Source organism: Cognaticolwellia aestuarii (assembly GCF_002000025.1).
In the GTDB taxonomy this organism is placed as follows: domain Bacteria; phylum Pseudomonadota; class Gammaproteobacteria; order Enterobacterales; family Alteromonadaceae; genus Cognaticolwellia; species Cognaticolwellia aestuarii.
Genome location: NZ_MUZV01000001.1, coordinates 647,328 through 662,742 on the forward strand (window position 1 = coordinate 647,328; position 15,415 = coordinate 662,742).

Below are 15,415 nucleotides of genomic sequence, written 5' to 3' on the forward strand. Positions count from 1 at the left end.
ATTCAAGGCTCATATCGACGTTGAAGTTACTATCTGTGACTGAGCTAAGCATTATTCGGTTGGTTATGTCGTTTTGGGTATTGTAACCTCCTCAATGTGTGAGGAGGTTACAATTAAAAAAAGAGAAGTTGTGATACACATTGATAAATCCGTTTAAAGTCCCAAAACCCTAATTCAGGTGCGCCATTGTCTGCTTCGCCTGGATTTATTTATTCTCTGAATTTTCTTTGTAAAAATACTTTTCAATTTCTAATGATGACTGCTTATTTTTTGGCCCTTTTATTATGTCCAATTTAAATTGGTTATGCAGATTTATAATCCATTGATATCTAATCTTATAAAACCTTATTGTTTCAGTTTCACCAAATTTAACTTCAGCAGATAAAAGAAAGTCATAGAGGCACAGAAAGGGCTTACCTACGGACGTTCTATAAGCACCATTCAAAATATCATCTGATTTCACTTGCTGCAAAAGAGCTTTTGCATAATCAGGATTAAAGTTAATATCACGAAATGATATTTTCTCATTTCCTATACTTTCAGTATTAATATTAACAGTGTTATCTAATGAGCTCTCGATGAAATTTGACGCTTCTTTGATTGCTTCATGAGCTAAATCTAAGTCTTTTTTAAAAATTTCGAGCTGATATGTTTCTTCAGTTTTCTTGTAGGTTTTATATATGAAATACAAACTCAATATACTTAAAGGAAAAGTTAAAGCTCCAGCCAAGTAACTCCCGAAACTTCCCCAGTCTGATGGATTATGAGACAGTTTTCCATTAAAGGTGGAGAAGTACAGAGCAAAAGCTGTTACTACTAATATAATGACCAAAGATATAAAAATAATTTCTTTTTTAGATTGCAAAATAATCCTCCATAAGAATACCAACGCTTAGTTAAGAGGCAAAAAATTGTTTAATAAAATTAGCAAAAAAGGAGAATTAGTCCGGCTTTAACGGCTTATATCACGCTCTTCAAATGTTCAACAAAACTATCTGTGAATTGATATTTTAGTATATTTTACCTAATTAAGTAACATCGAGTATTAATCCTTTAGCTTTAATTGCTCTAAAGATTAACACAAAAATTTTAATCTCGAGTAATGAGAGCCTGATAATTTAACCACGCTGACAGTATTAACCTACTCTTTTGTTCAATTGGCCCAAAAACGTATTTTTTAGACAGACTCATCTTTAGCGTAAGTTTAAAAACGCCGCGGTTAAAAATAGCATGCTATATTAAGTTTTTGAACTAATCGCGTTTACGCAAACAACTTATTGCAATGACTTAAGTGTCGTCGTTTAAAGTGTTGATGTTCACAGTAGTCACTTAAGGCTTCTTCTCGACCAACCGCACCATGAAATTGTGTTCTAAACTCAGTGGTGATAATTAACCAGTGCTCTGCCGATATGTTTAAACGTTTCAGTATCTTCGGTTGGCTTTGTTCGATAAAGCCATATTTATCTTCCCGAATGCTACGCCCTGTTATATCAATGAGTTGCAGGTAATCTATTAAGTCAAAAGGGAGGCCTTTGGGCATATTTTCTCTAGAGTTACCGACAAAGGGCATAAGCGTATTAGGTTGTTTGCCTTTTTTCGCTTGCTCGCAGCGTAGTTTAACGCTGGTGTGGCTTGACGTCTCCGGAGTTTGGCGATATTGGCACGAATGGGATTCAAATCAACATACGCCATACAAGCGGCCATAGCTGCGTCATCTAAAAGTGCTTGGGATTTAAACAGAGCCTCTCAAAATCTGGCAATATAAATTTTAGCTAAGGTAAAGTGAGGATATGAGCATTATTTTTGCTGTATAAAAAAGCTCCTCTAAAAGAGGAGCTTAATAACAGGCTATTGTTAGCTAGGTCAGTGCTGATATGACTCAAAAAATATATTCTTTGGGCTTTTAAATAGCGCTGGAGTTAATGTTATTAGCTTTGTAAAATTTTCAGCTCATTAACCACTTTAGTAACATCTGTTGCGCCTTTAGCGATAGCGCCAGCCAAGTCTTTAGCAGCTTGTGTTTTAACTTCACCTGTAAGAGTTACTTTACCTTCATCAACTTCTACTTCAATGTCAGTACCACGTACTTCTGACTCTAAAAGTAGGCGTGTTTTCACTACAGTTTCAACTTTAGTGTCTTTCAGGGTCTGCATAATGTCACTGTCTGAAATAGTGTCGTTATTTAATACCGTAAGTTCATTTTCAACGCTTTCTACACCGTCTAAATTAGCAATTAATTCTGCCGCAAGCGCTTTATCAACCTCACTTTCAACTTTACCAGTAAGTGTCACTTTGCCATTGCTAACATCGGTATTGATATCAAACGAATCAAGGTTACCGTTAAGTAACAGCGTGGTTTCGGCTTTGCCATCAATCCATGCGTCTTTAGCACTATCTTGCCAAGTGTTATCAGCTAACGCTGATGTCGATACACTACCTAATGCTGCTACTACCATTAAAGAACAAATTGAATGTTTCATATTAATCTCCTTGTATTTAAGTCACATACGGTAATGCGATAACAGTGCCAACTATTATCTTATTGATTAATAAGAAAATAAAAAACAATCAATGACTTATTAATTGTTTAACTTAGAGATAATTACAAGCGAGTATGTAAAATTTACAGACATGAATAATGTACGTTTTTCGAGCATAACATAGCGATATTATTTGAGTTCAATGCTTTAACTCGTTCGACTCACGATCACTTAAAAACGATTTAGTTTATTGCAGTTTAATTGAGTAAATGAATGCGTCGACTAAAAAATAATAGTTATCTCAAGATGAGATCAAACTAAGTTAAACGACTAAATCAAGTCTCTAAGTTGAGCCACTAATTTGAGGCGACCGATTTACGAAAACGCGACAAGGCAAAGAGGAAAAATACGGTACCTATAGCTAATAGTGCCAAGAAATATGGCCAAACCACGTCCCAGCCGGCACCACGATAAAGAATCGCTTGAGCAAATTTTACAAAGTGGGTTGTTGGGGCAAATAGCATAATATTTTGTACAATGTCGGGCATACTTTCGCGAGGGGTAACCCCACCAGACAGCATTTGTAAATGCAGCAATATTAAAATCATTAATAAGCCTAGTTGCGGCATAGTACGTGCCTGAGTGCCCAATAAAATACCTAGCGATGTGGTAGCAAATAAATGTATCGCCGCACCGAATAAAAACAATGCGGCAGAACCATGAATAGGTACCTGCAAAAAGCCTTCAATCACCACGAACAGTGAAAATGCAGCCAGCATTAATATTACTAAACCATTAGCCCATATTTTGGCGATAACAATTTCAAACGGTGTTAATGGCATCACCAGTAAGTGCTCTAATGTGCCATGTTCACGCTCACGGATAACCGCGGCTCCGGTCAGAATAATCGAGATCATGGTGATCACATTCATCAATTCCATCACACTACCAAACCAAACGCTGGTCATGTTCGGATTGAACATAATGTGCGCTGTTTGCTGAATAGGCAACGTGTATGTAGATCGATAGCCCTGCACAAATTCGTTAATTTCTGCACTGATTATGGTCTGAATATAGTTGTCACCAATAAACGCTTGTGACATGCGTGTCGCGTCAATATTTACTTGTAGGGTCGGTTGATTACCTGCCACAACATCACGTTCAAAATTGGCTGGAATATTTAACACAAAGGTATAACGGCCACTATCAAGTGCTGGGTCAACTTCACTTAAGGCAATAATATCTGGGGTCTTAAAATACGGTGCGAAAAAGGCACTGATGATACGATTCGACAAGTGTGACTGGTCTTCATCAACAACCGCGATAGGGGCGTTATTTAGCTCTATCGACGTTGCAGAAGACACCACATAAATTAAACCGGTAAAGGCAAAAAACACGAACAGTAGCAGCACTTTATCGCGCCATAAACTGCGCAATTCTTTGAAACCTAAGTGAAGAATATTTCCGCGACCTTGCATGGCTATTTATCCTGCTTTGGAAGTAAAAAAACACTGGCTAATGTCAGCACAGGAATAAAAGCTAACAGGGGCAATAGCTGCGGTGATAAGTCAGAAAAGTTAAGTGCTTTGTTGAAAACACCGCGGCACGCTTCAAGAAAATAAGTGGTTGGAAACAATTTACCAATAATCGCGCCAAAGCCTTCTAAAGAAGAAACCGGATCAATGAGGCCACAGAAATTAACCGCTATCATCAAAACGACTACTGTCGTTGCAGCCAAGGCTGATATTTGAGTTTTTGTGAAAGCAGAAATTAACAGTCCGACACCGGTAGTGGTGGTTACGTACAACAACGCCGCAACACTCAAGGCCCATAAGCTGCCTTTAAGCGGCACACCAAACACCGTTATTGCTAAGCCGACCAAACCGAAAAAACTGATCATACTAACTAAAATATAAGGCAGCTGTTTACCGATAACAAACTCTAGTCGGGTAACGGGCGTTACATACAAATTAGTGATTGAACCTAATTCTTTTTCCCGTACAACACCGAGCGCCATTAATATCGCCGGTATAAAAACCAACAATAACGGTATCACCGCCGGCACCATAGCCTCGATACTTTTAAAGTCTTGGTTATAGCGATAACGTGATGCGATATCGGCAGGTACTAAGTTTGGCACTACGCCATAAGTACGAAGGGATAAATCGGTTAGATAAGCGTAATAGGTGCCTGTGACATAACCTTTGATGGTTTCGGCCCGAAATGGCATGGCACCATCAATCCAAACCACTATTTCTGGTTTTCTGTTACGTTTTAATTGCTGACCAAAGTTTGGTGGTATTTCAACCGCAACACTTATTTCGCCGCTGCGCATACGGCGGTCGAGTTCAGCAGGGCTTTTAATATCGTCTTTTTGAATAAAGTAACGCGAGCCGGCCATATTTTGAATATAGTCACGGCTCTCAGGAGTTTGGTCTTGATCCATCACCGCAAAACTTAGGTCTTCAACATCGAAAGTAATACCATAACCTAAAATGAACATCAGGATAATTGAGCCGAGCAAGGCGAACGTTAGTCGAATGGGATCGCGCCATAATTCCAAAGTTTCACGATAAGCATAACCAAATAATCGCAGTAAACTAAAAGTGCTATTGGCGGTTTTTTTATCCGTCTTTGAGCTTATAAGTTGCGTATCTTGTTCACCATCCGAGACTAGCGCTTCTGCTGATACTGAGCTTGAAGTTGATGAAGACGATTCGGCTACTGCTTCTTCTAAATAAGCGATAAAAGCGTCTTCTAAGGTCTCAACACCACGTTTTTCACACAGTGCCGTGGGCGTATCGCTAGAGAGTATTTTCCCTGCGTGCATTAATGAAATACGGTCACAGCGTGCAGCTTCATCCATAAAATGGGTCGAGATAAAAATGGTCACGCCTTGTTCGCGAGATAACTCAATGAGCAGCTGCCAAAAGTCATCACGTGCGACGGGATCAACCCCCGAGGTTGGCTCATCAAGAATAAGCATTTCAGGGTTATGTACTACCGCTACTGCAAGCGATAACCGTTGACGAATACCTAGCGGTAAATCTTCAGGGAAGTCGTCACGGTATTTATCAAGATTAAAACGGCTAATTAATACTTTAACACGGGCTGCTGTTTGCTCATGCGGTAAATGAAATAACCGTGCATGCAAAACCATGTTCTGTTGCACGGTAAGTTCGTTATAAAGCGAAAAGGCTTGCGACATAAAGCCAACACGCTTGCGGGTTTCAATATTATTAGCATCAACTTTTTCACCAAATAATTTAGCTTCTCCGCTGCTGGCGGGTTGTAAGCCAGTGAGCATTTTCATGGTAGTGGTTTTTCCGCAACCATTTGAGCCTAAAAAGCCAAAAATTTCCCCACGTTCAATACTTAAACTGACGTTATTAACCGCGGTAAAATCACCAAAGCTTTTGGTCAGTTCAGTTGCAGTGATCGCAGCTTCAGCAGTGGCTGAATTTTGCTGGCGAGGAGGCACAACAAGCACCTGGTGATCATGGCGTTTTTCTTCCGGCAACAAAGAAATAAAAGCTTCATCAAGTGTTTTTTGTCCAGTTTTAAGCTTTATTTCACTTGGACTACCCGTGCCGATCACCTTGCCGTCATCCATTGCAACCAGCCAATCAAAATCGTCCGCTTCTTCCATATAAGCGGTGGCAACCAATACGCTCATATTTTTTTGACGGCGACGAATACGATCAATTAATTGCCAAAATTGACGACGAGAGAGTGGGTCTACACCAGTGGTAGGTTCATCTAGAATTAATAACTCAGGATCATGAATCAATGCACAGCACAAACCGAGTTTTTGTTTCATGCCGCCGGAAAGCTTCTCTGCCGGACGATCAGCGAAGGCTTCTAGTCCAGTGCTTTTGAGTAAGTCTTTAATACGGTGTTGACGTTCTTTCTTTTCTTGGCCAAACAGCCGACCAAAAAAGTCGATATTTTCAAAAACAGACAAGGTTGGATACAGGTTCTTACCTAACCCTTGTGGCATATAAGCAATCCGTGGTGAAACCGCAGTTCGAAAACGGCTATCGCGCATATTGCCCGCTAAAACCTCTATTTCACCTTGTTGAACCGCGCGAGCGCCTGCAATAAGGGCTAACAGGCTAGATTTACCAACACCATCAGGGCCAATCAACCCCACCATACTGCTCGCAGGTAAAGCTAAATTAATATCATCAAGGGCAAAATTATCACCGTAGCGATGCGTTACTTTGCTGATGTTGACGACACTAGCAGCCTGGGTAAGCTCACTCACTTTACTGTGATCGGACATATCAGACATTATTCAGGCACTCTGACCTGTAACTTTTCTGGCCATGTTTTTTCTGGTGCTAATAAAACATAAGCCAGCCCAGGTACGCCGGTTTTAACTTGTGCGATATGTTCTTTAAGCAACTGAGGGTCAAGTTTAACTTTGACACGAAACATTAATTTATCGCGCTCGTCTCGGGTTTCTACTGATTTAGGGGTGAACTGTGCTTGCGCAGACACAAAGGAGACTTTCGCGGGTAATATATATTGCGGAATAGCATCTAAAACAATACGAGCTTCTGAGCCAATGGTAACTTTACCGGCTTCAGAGGTGGGTAAGTAAATACTCATGTAAACATCGGTCAGGTCCAGTAATGAGAAAACTTTGCCACCACTGCCTAAGACTTCACCAGGCTCAGCTAAACGATATAATATTCTGCCATTAATCGGGGCTTGGAGTGTGCTGTCAGCAATATTGCTTTGCAAACGCTCAATACGTGCATGAGCGGCTTCAATACCCGCGTCAGACTGCACAACTTTCACATTAGCTGCTCTTAAGGCTGCTTGCGCTGAGGTAGATACCGTGCGCTGCTTATCTACATTTTCTTTAGAAACATGCCCTTGTTTTGCCAACTCTAAAGTGCGGCGTAATTCTGCTTCTGCTAGCGCCAATTCACTTTTGTGTTGGTCGACAATAGCCAATGCATATTTGCGCGACTCAATGACTTCACGTAATCCCGCATTTGCCTCACGCAATTGCGCATTTAAATCATCGGTATCAATCACCGCCAAAGCTTGGTCCATTTCGACCATATCGCCTTCCTGCGCTAAAACTTTCACTAACCGACCGGGTAGTTTTGTCGCTATATCATATTCTGTCGCTTCAATACGACCATTACCATAAACAACACTGTCGGGCAGCTGATTAGCGAGTTTTTCTGCTTGCTGGTTTTGCCAAAAATACCAACCACCTCCAGCTACTACGATCAAGGCAACTATTTTACTGAGTGATGTTAGCGTTGATTTTATCGTCATGAGGTGTAGCTCCAAAGGTTAAAAAAGTAATGTTCCTCTTGATACAATACCACCATCATTGTAAATAAATATGAGTTAGATCAATAAAGTGCTTTAAGGCTAGGTGGGGAAATTAATTAATTTTAGTGCCGTTATTTTTACTTTAAGCCTATGATTTTTCTAATATTGACAAACTCAAGTAAAAGTTCTCTAGTAGCATTAATTTTCATGTTAATGAATACTAAAGCTGCGGATAAAAAAAGTCGCTCAGGATTAATTATTTTTACATGTTATTTTTTCGATTCTTTGTATTAATTCGCCCCTGTCATGATCACTCATGCATTCCTTGGCTTGTTGCTGTGAAATCATCTCAGTTTGCGTTAACACAAAGTTATGTTGCTCATCCGTTGTTGTTTGCCCCAACAACACATGCAAGGCATCAAGCATTTTGATAGTAACCGCAAGGTTGTTTTGACATTGCTGCCTGATTTGATCAAAAGCCGCTTTAGCAATATCAGTAAAAGTTAACTCTTTACAGATTAAACAGAGTACGCCACCAGACAACATTTTTTTCTGGGGAAAGGTTTTATCAGTTAAACCACAGAGTACTGCAGACAACTTATCTATGCAGGTAATAGCCGTGTAGGGATCATTTATGCCTGGCGATAACGCTCTTAATGCTATTTCAACTAATTGATGTACAGCAAATTCAGGATCTTGAACTGGCGTTCGACATGAGCCATAAATAAGATGTTGCTCAATATCATTACTAATATCTTGTTCTGCGAGGCTACTAGCATAAACAGTAGCTATTTTAGTTTTTTCAACAATAAAGTCACCGGCTGAAAAGTGTAGCTGTATAACGCAATGCGACTGTGCTGCTAATTTCAGTAAACTTTCTTTATCAATAAGTTGCAAATAACCACTAAACGGCGCCATGACATCAAACTCAACCAGGTGACTATTTTTTTTCACTGGTGAAGTGTTCGCCTCAGTTGTATTTTTATTTTTCGCGCTAGGAAATAGTTTTGCGATATTGTGCTGTAACTCGCAATAAACATCATCAATCACCACATCAGCTTGAATTGACATCGCAACATGATGAATAAAGTAAACTAGAGTACAAACGCTAAAACAGGTCATCACAATAGCAACCGTTATGGTTATACCTGGCTTAAAATCATACGGAGCCTTAAAGCTAAGTGCACAAAATATTACGATGCAGAACAAAAATGTCGCAATAAACGTACCTAAGACTATTTGAGTCCCTTTATCCATCATAAAATTTCGCATTAAACGTGGGCCAAACTGTGAGGAAGCCAGCGTTAAAACGACAATGGTAATTGAAAAGGCAATACTGGTGACTGTGATCATTGCACCCGCTATCGTACCTAATAGTGAACGTACAGCATCAACGTTTGTTGCATACAAAAAGCCAATAGCGCCTTTATTTTCTTGGGTATGGGTAATATCAATGTAGAGAGTGATAGCTGCTAATAAAAAAGACAATATAATCATTAAGCTAGGTACAAACCAAAAGCTGGACTGAGTTTTTTCGATAAGAGGAGCTAATTTATTATTCATAACTTGTACCTACTTATGCCAGTGCTAATAAATTTCATTTATAAAAAATAGCTATATTCATAAAAAGGGTTTGTGTTCTCAAACCGCAGGTAAGTGCTAAGAGCTAAAAAACTTATTAGCCTTGGTATTACTAGCAGTAGCTAAACAATTTCCCATAAAATTAAAATAAGTGATAAAAAAAGGCCTTAGTAGGCCTTTTATCATTTAGTAATGGTCAATAATAATTAACAATCGTCGTCTTTAGCTTCAACGCCTTCTTTTACCTTTTCACAAGCGTCTTCAACCGCGTTACCCGCGTCTTTTTTCATATCTTTAAACTTGCTAGTGGCGCTGTCTTTAATCTCATCTAGCTTATTGCCAGCATCTTCTTTCATTTTGCCTAATTTTTCGCTTGCGTCATCTTTAATTTCACTAAGCTTATTTCCGGCACTGTCGACCATATCATCGACTTTATCTCCCGTTTTTTCCGCCGCTTTACCTGCCTCGTGAACCATTTCATCTACTTTTTCACCGGCAGTTTCTGCTTTTTCTTCGCTACAAGCTGTTAACCCAAGTACGGCCACAAGTGTAATAGCGCTAGTTGATAATTTTTTAATTAAAGTCATCTGTTTTTCCCTAAATTTTGGTGATTTATCACAAGCTGTATTGACGTTAATAAAACACCCAACAATACAACAAAGTAAATAAGCTAATTTTCACAATACTCGCTACTACGCCAAATCTTCCATATGAAAACAGCGTTTTAATATGGAAGTCGTAGTTCAACAACTAAAAAGTAAGTACCCACCTACCTTAACACATTATAAAATTCTGTTTATTTAACGATGAGCTTGTACTGATTTCATTGTTTAATACGATGAATAACATAAAGTTCAAGTGACAACGATTTAGTATTAACGTAAATATTCCCCCTTAATTTATAGCCAATTAATTAAGGGAGAATGCAATATTTACTAAAACCTATGTAGGCTTTGTATCGGCTTATGAGCTATAGACTAACAATCGCTGTCTTCAGCATTTACCCCTTCTTTAACCTTCTCACAGGCATCTTCTACTGCGTTGCCAGCATCATCAGCCATATCACCGACTTTATCACCAGCATCTTCAAGTGCATTGCCAGCGTCATGTACCATTTCATCTACTTTCTCACCGGCATTTTCTGCTTTATCGTCGCTACAGGCTGTTAAGCCAAGGATTGCAACAAAAGTAATCATTGTGATTGATAGTTTTTTAATAAAAGTCATAATATTTTTCCTTAAATTTTTGGTGATTTACCACGAATGGCATTAGCAATTAATGAAATAACGAGTAATACAACAAAGATAAAAAAGATAATTTTAGCAATACCCGCTGCTGCGCCTGCAATGCCACTAAAGCCGAATATTGCGGCAATAATAGCGACAACTAAAAAAGTGAGTGCCCAATTCAACATAATATTCCCCTTTGTTCATTAAGTTTTAAACTACAGTTCACTTAATGCGTTATTCATGCCAATGAGAAAATAAAACATAAACGATTGATAATTAAATATTAATTTATTTTTTATATTTTTTAATATTCACAAGCGAGCCGTTAAGTGAAATATTTACAGACTAGGTGTGTAGTACTTTCCGTATAATTTAGTCATGCTAAAAACGCTAAATTACCTCGTTAACAGGTAGAAAAAGTACCAGAAGCTGGAGATAGAATGATGCCGATAAGGTATAGAGGTGGTGAAAACTATTGAGATTAAAGCACTAGACAGACTAACTTAACCTAAGCTTTTAATTCACTTGAATATCAAACACTCGTTATCCAGAGTTCAGGTTAACCTAGTATTAATCTTCTGATAATCAAGCTATTTTAGCAAAAATAAGGAGGAATAATTCCTCCTTATTGGCAGAACCATTAATTGCTAAAAATTAAAAGCGACCTGTTATGCCAACAGATACGGCATCGTCATTAGATAAGGCGATATATTCAACTCGTGCCGAAATAGTTGGAGAGAAAAAGTGCTGAGCACGAACTCCAAAATCATAACCATCTTCAGTTGAAAGGTTAAGACCTACACTTGATCTAGCTGTCCAGTAATAGTCAGCAGTAGCAGTAAAGTCGTCATGGTCATTAAGGTATGATGCTTCAAAGTTTAAGAATGCACCGTCAGATAATGTTGCAATATATTTAGTGTTCAATGCTAAAGAGTTTGATAAGCCAGCATCAGAACCAGACACAGATACCAACCAGTTTTCAGCAAAGAAATAACCTAGCTCTACCACAAGGTTTTTTTCGTTAGCACTGTTATCAACATCAACGAAAGAAAAGTCGACCCCGACAAAAATGTTTTCATGATAGTAGTCACCGCCTAATGCTAGTGAGTAAGCATCGCTATCAAAATTAGTATAACCAGCAGTTACACTGTTATTTCTACCCATAAAGGCCGCTTCAGCCCATGCTGTATTATTGGTAGTAACGCTATCAAAATAGTGCGTACCTTCCAGATTGATGACATTAAAATCATCTACATTTAGGTAGTTAAAGTCTACTTGGTTATTATAAGTGTTAGCTAGAACAGAAGAAGAAAGTAAAGATAAACCAAGCAGTAATGTACTTTTTTTCATTATATATATCCTTTATATATTTAAAATTGTAATCAATAAGAAGAAATAAATAGACACGGCAATAATCGAGAAAAGTCGTTTAAAAATATTCAACTATGAATATAGAAGTCCATTTGCTGCGCACTATAATACGAAAACCTTAGTAGTTCAACTAAGTAACGGACAGTTTGTTATTGCTCTAATTAACATTAATTATTTTGCTTCACTGAAGTGATAAAAAAACCGCTTTAGGTATAGCTGAAAGTATAAATATATTTACTTAATTTCAGCTGAATAATGATAAGTTATAAAGCTGTCAGGGACAGTATGATTGTAATTTTTTGGTTAATCACTAACTCTTGAATTCAGGAATTAAATTGTAATAAGTTATGGCAAATAAAAAAAATAAAAACTGGATAAATTACTTCCTCCTTGCTGTTGTGACATTCTTAATAATGAAGTCGGTTCCCGATAACGAAATACAATCATTACAAAAAGCTGTAAAAGAGCCAACTAAGGTTAAACCACCCACCCCAAAAAACATCATACCCAAGCCATCAAAAAAAGCTAAAAGCCAAATAAATAACGTAAAATATGAAACATACGCGGTTGAACATGTTTATCCTGGGCAAGATTATTTTGATGATAATACATGTAACACTGATGAGAAACGCGCTAGTTATAAGCCTCTACTTAAAGAAACAATCAATAGCTTAAATCAGCAATATCAGCACTTCTACTACAAGGTTAGTGATTACCTTGAATTGAATGTCTACGCGGTTCAGATGACAACATATTTTGAAAAAGAATTAATCGAAAGAATTAAATTTTTACATCAAGAATATATCGGACTATTAGGAAAATCGGCTAAACGCGAAATAAACGTAAACTTAATAATATCGCTAGAGAGATCTGATTACTTGAATGACACCGCCTTTTTTTCTAGCAATTTAGATACAACAATTGGTGTGTATTTCGGCGGATTGAACTTGGCTTTTGTTGATTATCAACAATCAGATGATAAGGCATTAAAAACGGCTATTCACGAAACATCACATGCCCTTAGTGCTCATATAATAGGTAGAACACCACGTATGTTTAGTGAGGGAATGGCAGAGTTTTATGAGGATATGATCGTAAAAGAAGGAAAAGTTGAAATTGTTTTTTATAAAAAACAATTAAAAAAAGAGCCGTACCCTATAATGCAATTTTTCGACTCTCAACAATGGTCTAGTTTAAATGTGCAGCACCTTTACTACAGTAGCTGGGCATGGATTGCTTTTATGTATGGTGATAATAAAAGATTAGAATCATTAGTCTCTTTTATGAAAAATGAACAAATAAATCCCTGTTCAGCATTCTCTGCTGGTGAGTCTTATAAAATATTTCAGGAAGAGTATAGTAATTTTGAAACAGACTTTTATCATTGGCAAAAAAGTATGAACAATGATTGACAAAAGGTCGGACTAAAATTCATTACTGTTTAATTTCAACTAAATGATGACCGGTTTAATAAGCTCGACGATTGTTTTGGAGGGCAGGAACAAGAAAATTTTCATTAATAGGTTTGAGTTACTCTGATGAATTCAGAATAACTCAAACCTGAAGAGTATGAAGATTTTTGTAAAATCACAAAAAATTCAGTTTTATCATCAACTTATTCGACAGTCACTGATTTAGCTAAGTTACGAGGCTGGTCAACATCAGTCCCTTTGATTATTGCTACATAGTACGACAATAGTTGTAACGGTAAGGTATATACGATGGGTGCAATAATATCGTCACAATGCGGCACATTGATAACCTTCATGGTGTCATCGCTGCTAAAGTTGGCACTGGCATCAGCAAATACATACATCAATCCACCACGGGCACGTACTTCTTCGACATTGGATTTTAATTTTTCAATTAAATCATTTTTTGGCGCTACTACAATAACCGGCATTTCAGCATCAATTAGCGCTAATGGACCGTGCTTAAGCTCGCCTGCAGCATAGGCTTCTGCATGAATATATGAAATTTCTTTCAACTTCAATGCACCTTCCATTGCGATAGGGTATTGATCACCGCGACCTAAAAACAATGCGTGATGCTTATCAGCAAAATCTTCAGCTAGGTCTTCAATAGAGCCCGCAAGTGCTAATACTTCTTCAAGCTTATTTGGTAAAGCCATTAAAGATTTTGCAATTTCATCTTGTTTTTCTTGTGCCATACCGTGATGCTGACCAATAGCTAAGGTCATCATCAATAAACCAACAAGTTGAGTTGTAAAGGCTTTGGTTGACGCTACACCAATTTCGGCACCTGCTTTAGTCATAAAAGCAAGATCCGATTCGCGCACCAATGAAGAGCCCGCCACATTACAAATAGTTAAGCTAGCGCGGTAGCCTATCTCTTTAGCTAAACGCAAAGCTGCGAGGGTATCAGCAGTTTCACCCGATTGTGAAATAGTGACTAACAATGCATTTTTAGGTACATGTGATTGGCGATATCTAAACTCGCTGGCAATTTCAATATTACATGAAACACCTGCTAGGGCTTCTAACCAGTAACGTGCCACCATACCTGAATGGTAACTGGTACCACAGGCAATAATTTGTACATGTTCAATTTCTTGAAAGATAGCGTCAGCACCATCACCAAAGGTTTGAATATCGAGTACATTACCCACTAAACGACCTTCTAAGGCATTACGAATAGCGGTTGGCTGTTCGTAAGTTTCTTTTAACATGTAATGACGGTATTCACCTTTGTCACCGCTATCATGACTAACTTCTGACTCTTTCGCCTCACGCTCAACCGAATGGCCGTCTGCATCAAAAATATTCACTTCAAAGCGGGTAACCTCTGCTACGTCACCTTCTTCTAAAAATGAAAACTTACGCGTTACCGGTAATAGTGCCAACATATCAGAGGCGATAAAGTTTTCACCTACGCCATAACCAATAACTAATGGGCTACCTGAACGGGCTACAATCACTCGGTCTTTATCGCGTGTATCAACAACAACAGTACCGTAAGCACCTTCTAATTGCTTAGCTGTAATTTGTACAGCATTTAATAAACTATCAGCCGTTTTAAGCTCATGATGAACTAAATGTGCGATAACTTCTGTATCTGTTTCTGAAGTGAATACATAGCCTAAGGCTTGCAAACGTGTACGTAATTCATCATGATTTTCGATAATACCATTGTGTACTACAGCAATAGTTTCTGATGAAATATGTGGGTGAGCATTAATTTCGCTTGGCGCGCCATGTGTTGCCCAACGAGTATGGGCAATGCCTGTACCACCAGATATTGGGTTAGCTTGTAAGGCATCAGCAAGTTCTTGTACTTTACCTAAACGACGAGCACGATTAAGTTGATTGTTATTATCAACAATCGCGACACCTGCAGAGTCATAACCACGATATTCTAATCGTTTTAAGCCTTCTACTAAAATGTCTGCTACATCACGTTGTGCGACAGCACCAACAATTCCACACATATTTATCT

The 15,415-nt window shown here is 38.2% G+C and carries 13 protein-coding genes; 1 reads left to right on the top strand and 12 read right to left on the bottom strand.

Annotated features, from left to right (window positions below):
- Positions 1-205: 205 nt before the first annotated feature.
- The 11 genes from B0169_RS02920 to B0169_RS02970 form a co-directional block, all read right to left on the bottom strand.
- Positions 206-865, bottom strand: coding sequence for a hypothetical protein (locus B0169_RS02920; protein WP_077284430.1), 660 nt, complete (start codon positions 863-865; stop codon positions 206-208).
- Between the two features lie 396 nt (positions 866-1,261).
- Positions 1,262-1,540: a hypothetical protein gene (locus B0169_RS19200; RefSeq protein WP_158077038.1), complete on the bottom strand. Its 279-nt coding sequence runs from the start codon at positions 1,538-1,540 to the stop codon at positions 1,262-1,264.
- A gap of 388 nt (positions 1,541-1,928) precedes the next feature.
- A complete protein-coding gene (locus B0169_RS02930) occupies positions 1,929-2,480 on the bottom strand; it encodes a BON domain-containing protein (RefSeq protein WP_077284431.1) in 552 nt (183 codons plus the stop codon).
- Between the two features lie 356 nt (positions 2,481-2,836).
- Positions 2,837-3,958 (bottom strand): ABC transporter permease, encoded by a 1,122-nt coding sequence (locus tag B0169_RS02935; RefSeq protein ID WP_077284432.1) that lies wholly within the window; start codon positions 3,956-3,958, stop codon positions 2,837-2,839.
- Between the two features lie 2 nt (positions 3,959-3,960).
- Complete coding sequence (gene rbbA, locus B0169_RS02940) at positions 3,961-6,774, bottom strand: ribosome-associated ATPase/putative transporter RbbA (RefSeq protein WP_143323443.1); 2,814 nt, start codon at positions 6,772-6,774, stop codon at positions 3,961-3,963.
- Positions 6,774-7,778, bottom strand: coding sequence for an HlyD family secretion protein (locus B0169_RS02945; protein ID WP_077284433.1), 1,005 nt, complete (start codon positions 7,776-7,778; stop codon positions 6,774-6,776). Before B0169_RS02945 ends, rbbA begins: the two co-directional genes overlap by 1 nt.
- Before the next feature lie 252 nt (positions 7,779-8,030).
- Complete coding sequence (locus B0169_RS02950) at positions 8,031-9,341, bottom strand: DUF2254 domain-containing protein (protein WP_077284434.1); 1,311 nt, start codon at positions 9,339-9,341, stop codon at positions 8,031-8,033.
- A 224-nt stretch (positions 9,342-9,565) separates the two neighbouring features.
- Entirely contained in the window at positions 9,566-9,946 is a 381-nt protein-coding gene (locus B0169_RS19430) for a hypothetical protein (RefSeq protein WP_143323444.1), read from the bottom strand.
- Positions 9,947-10,336: 390 nt separating this feature from the next.
- A complete protein-coding gene (locus B0169_RS02960; RefSeq protein ID WP_077284435.1) occupies positions 10,337-10,585 on the bottom strand; it encodes a hypothetical protein in 249 nt (82 codons plus the stop codon).
- A gap of 11 nt (positions 10,586-10,596) precedes the next feature.
- A complete protein-coding gene (locus B0169_RS02965) occupies positions 10,597-10,773 on the bottom strand; it encodes a DUF1328 domain-containing protein (RefSeq protein ID WP_077284436.1) in 177 nt (58 codons plus the stop codon).
- Positions 10,774-11,242: 469 nt separating this feature from the next.
- Entirely contained in the window at positions 11,243-11,938 is a 696-nt protein-coding gene (locus tag B0169_RS02970) for a putative porin (RefSeq protein WP_077284437.1), read from the bottom strand.
- Positions 11,939-12,306: 368 nt separating this feature from the next.
- On the opposite strand from B0169_RS02970, the gene B0169_RS02975 reads away from it, so the two are divergent.
- Complete coding sequence (locus B0169_RS02975) at positions 12,307-13,371, top strand: hypothetical protein (RefSeq protein ID WP_077284438.1); 1,065 nt, start codon at positions 12,307-12,309, stop codon at positions 13,369-13,371.
- Positions 13,372-13,574: 203 nt separating this feature from the next.
- Here the strand turns inward: B0169_RS02975 and glmS are convergent, their stop codons facing one another.
- A complete protein-coding gene (gene glmS, locus B0169_RS02980) occupies positions 13,575-15,407 on the bottom strand; it encodes a glutamine--fructose-6-phosphate transaminase (isomerizing) (RefSeq protein ID WP_077284439.1) in 1,833 nt (610 codons plus the stop codon).
- Between the last annotated feature and the right edge of the window lie 8 nt (positions 15,408-15,415).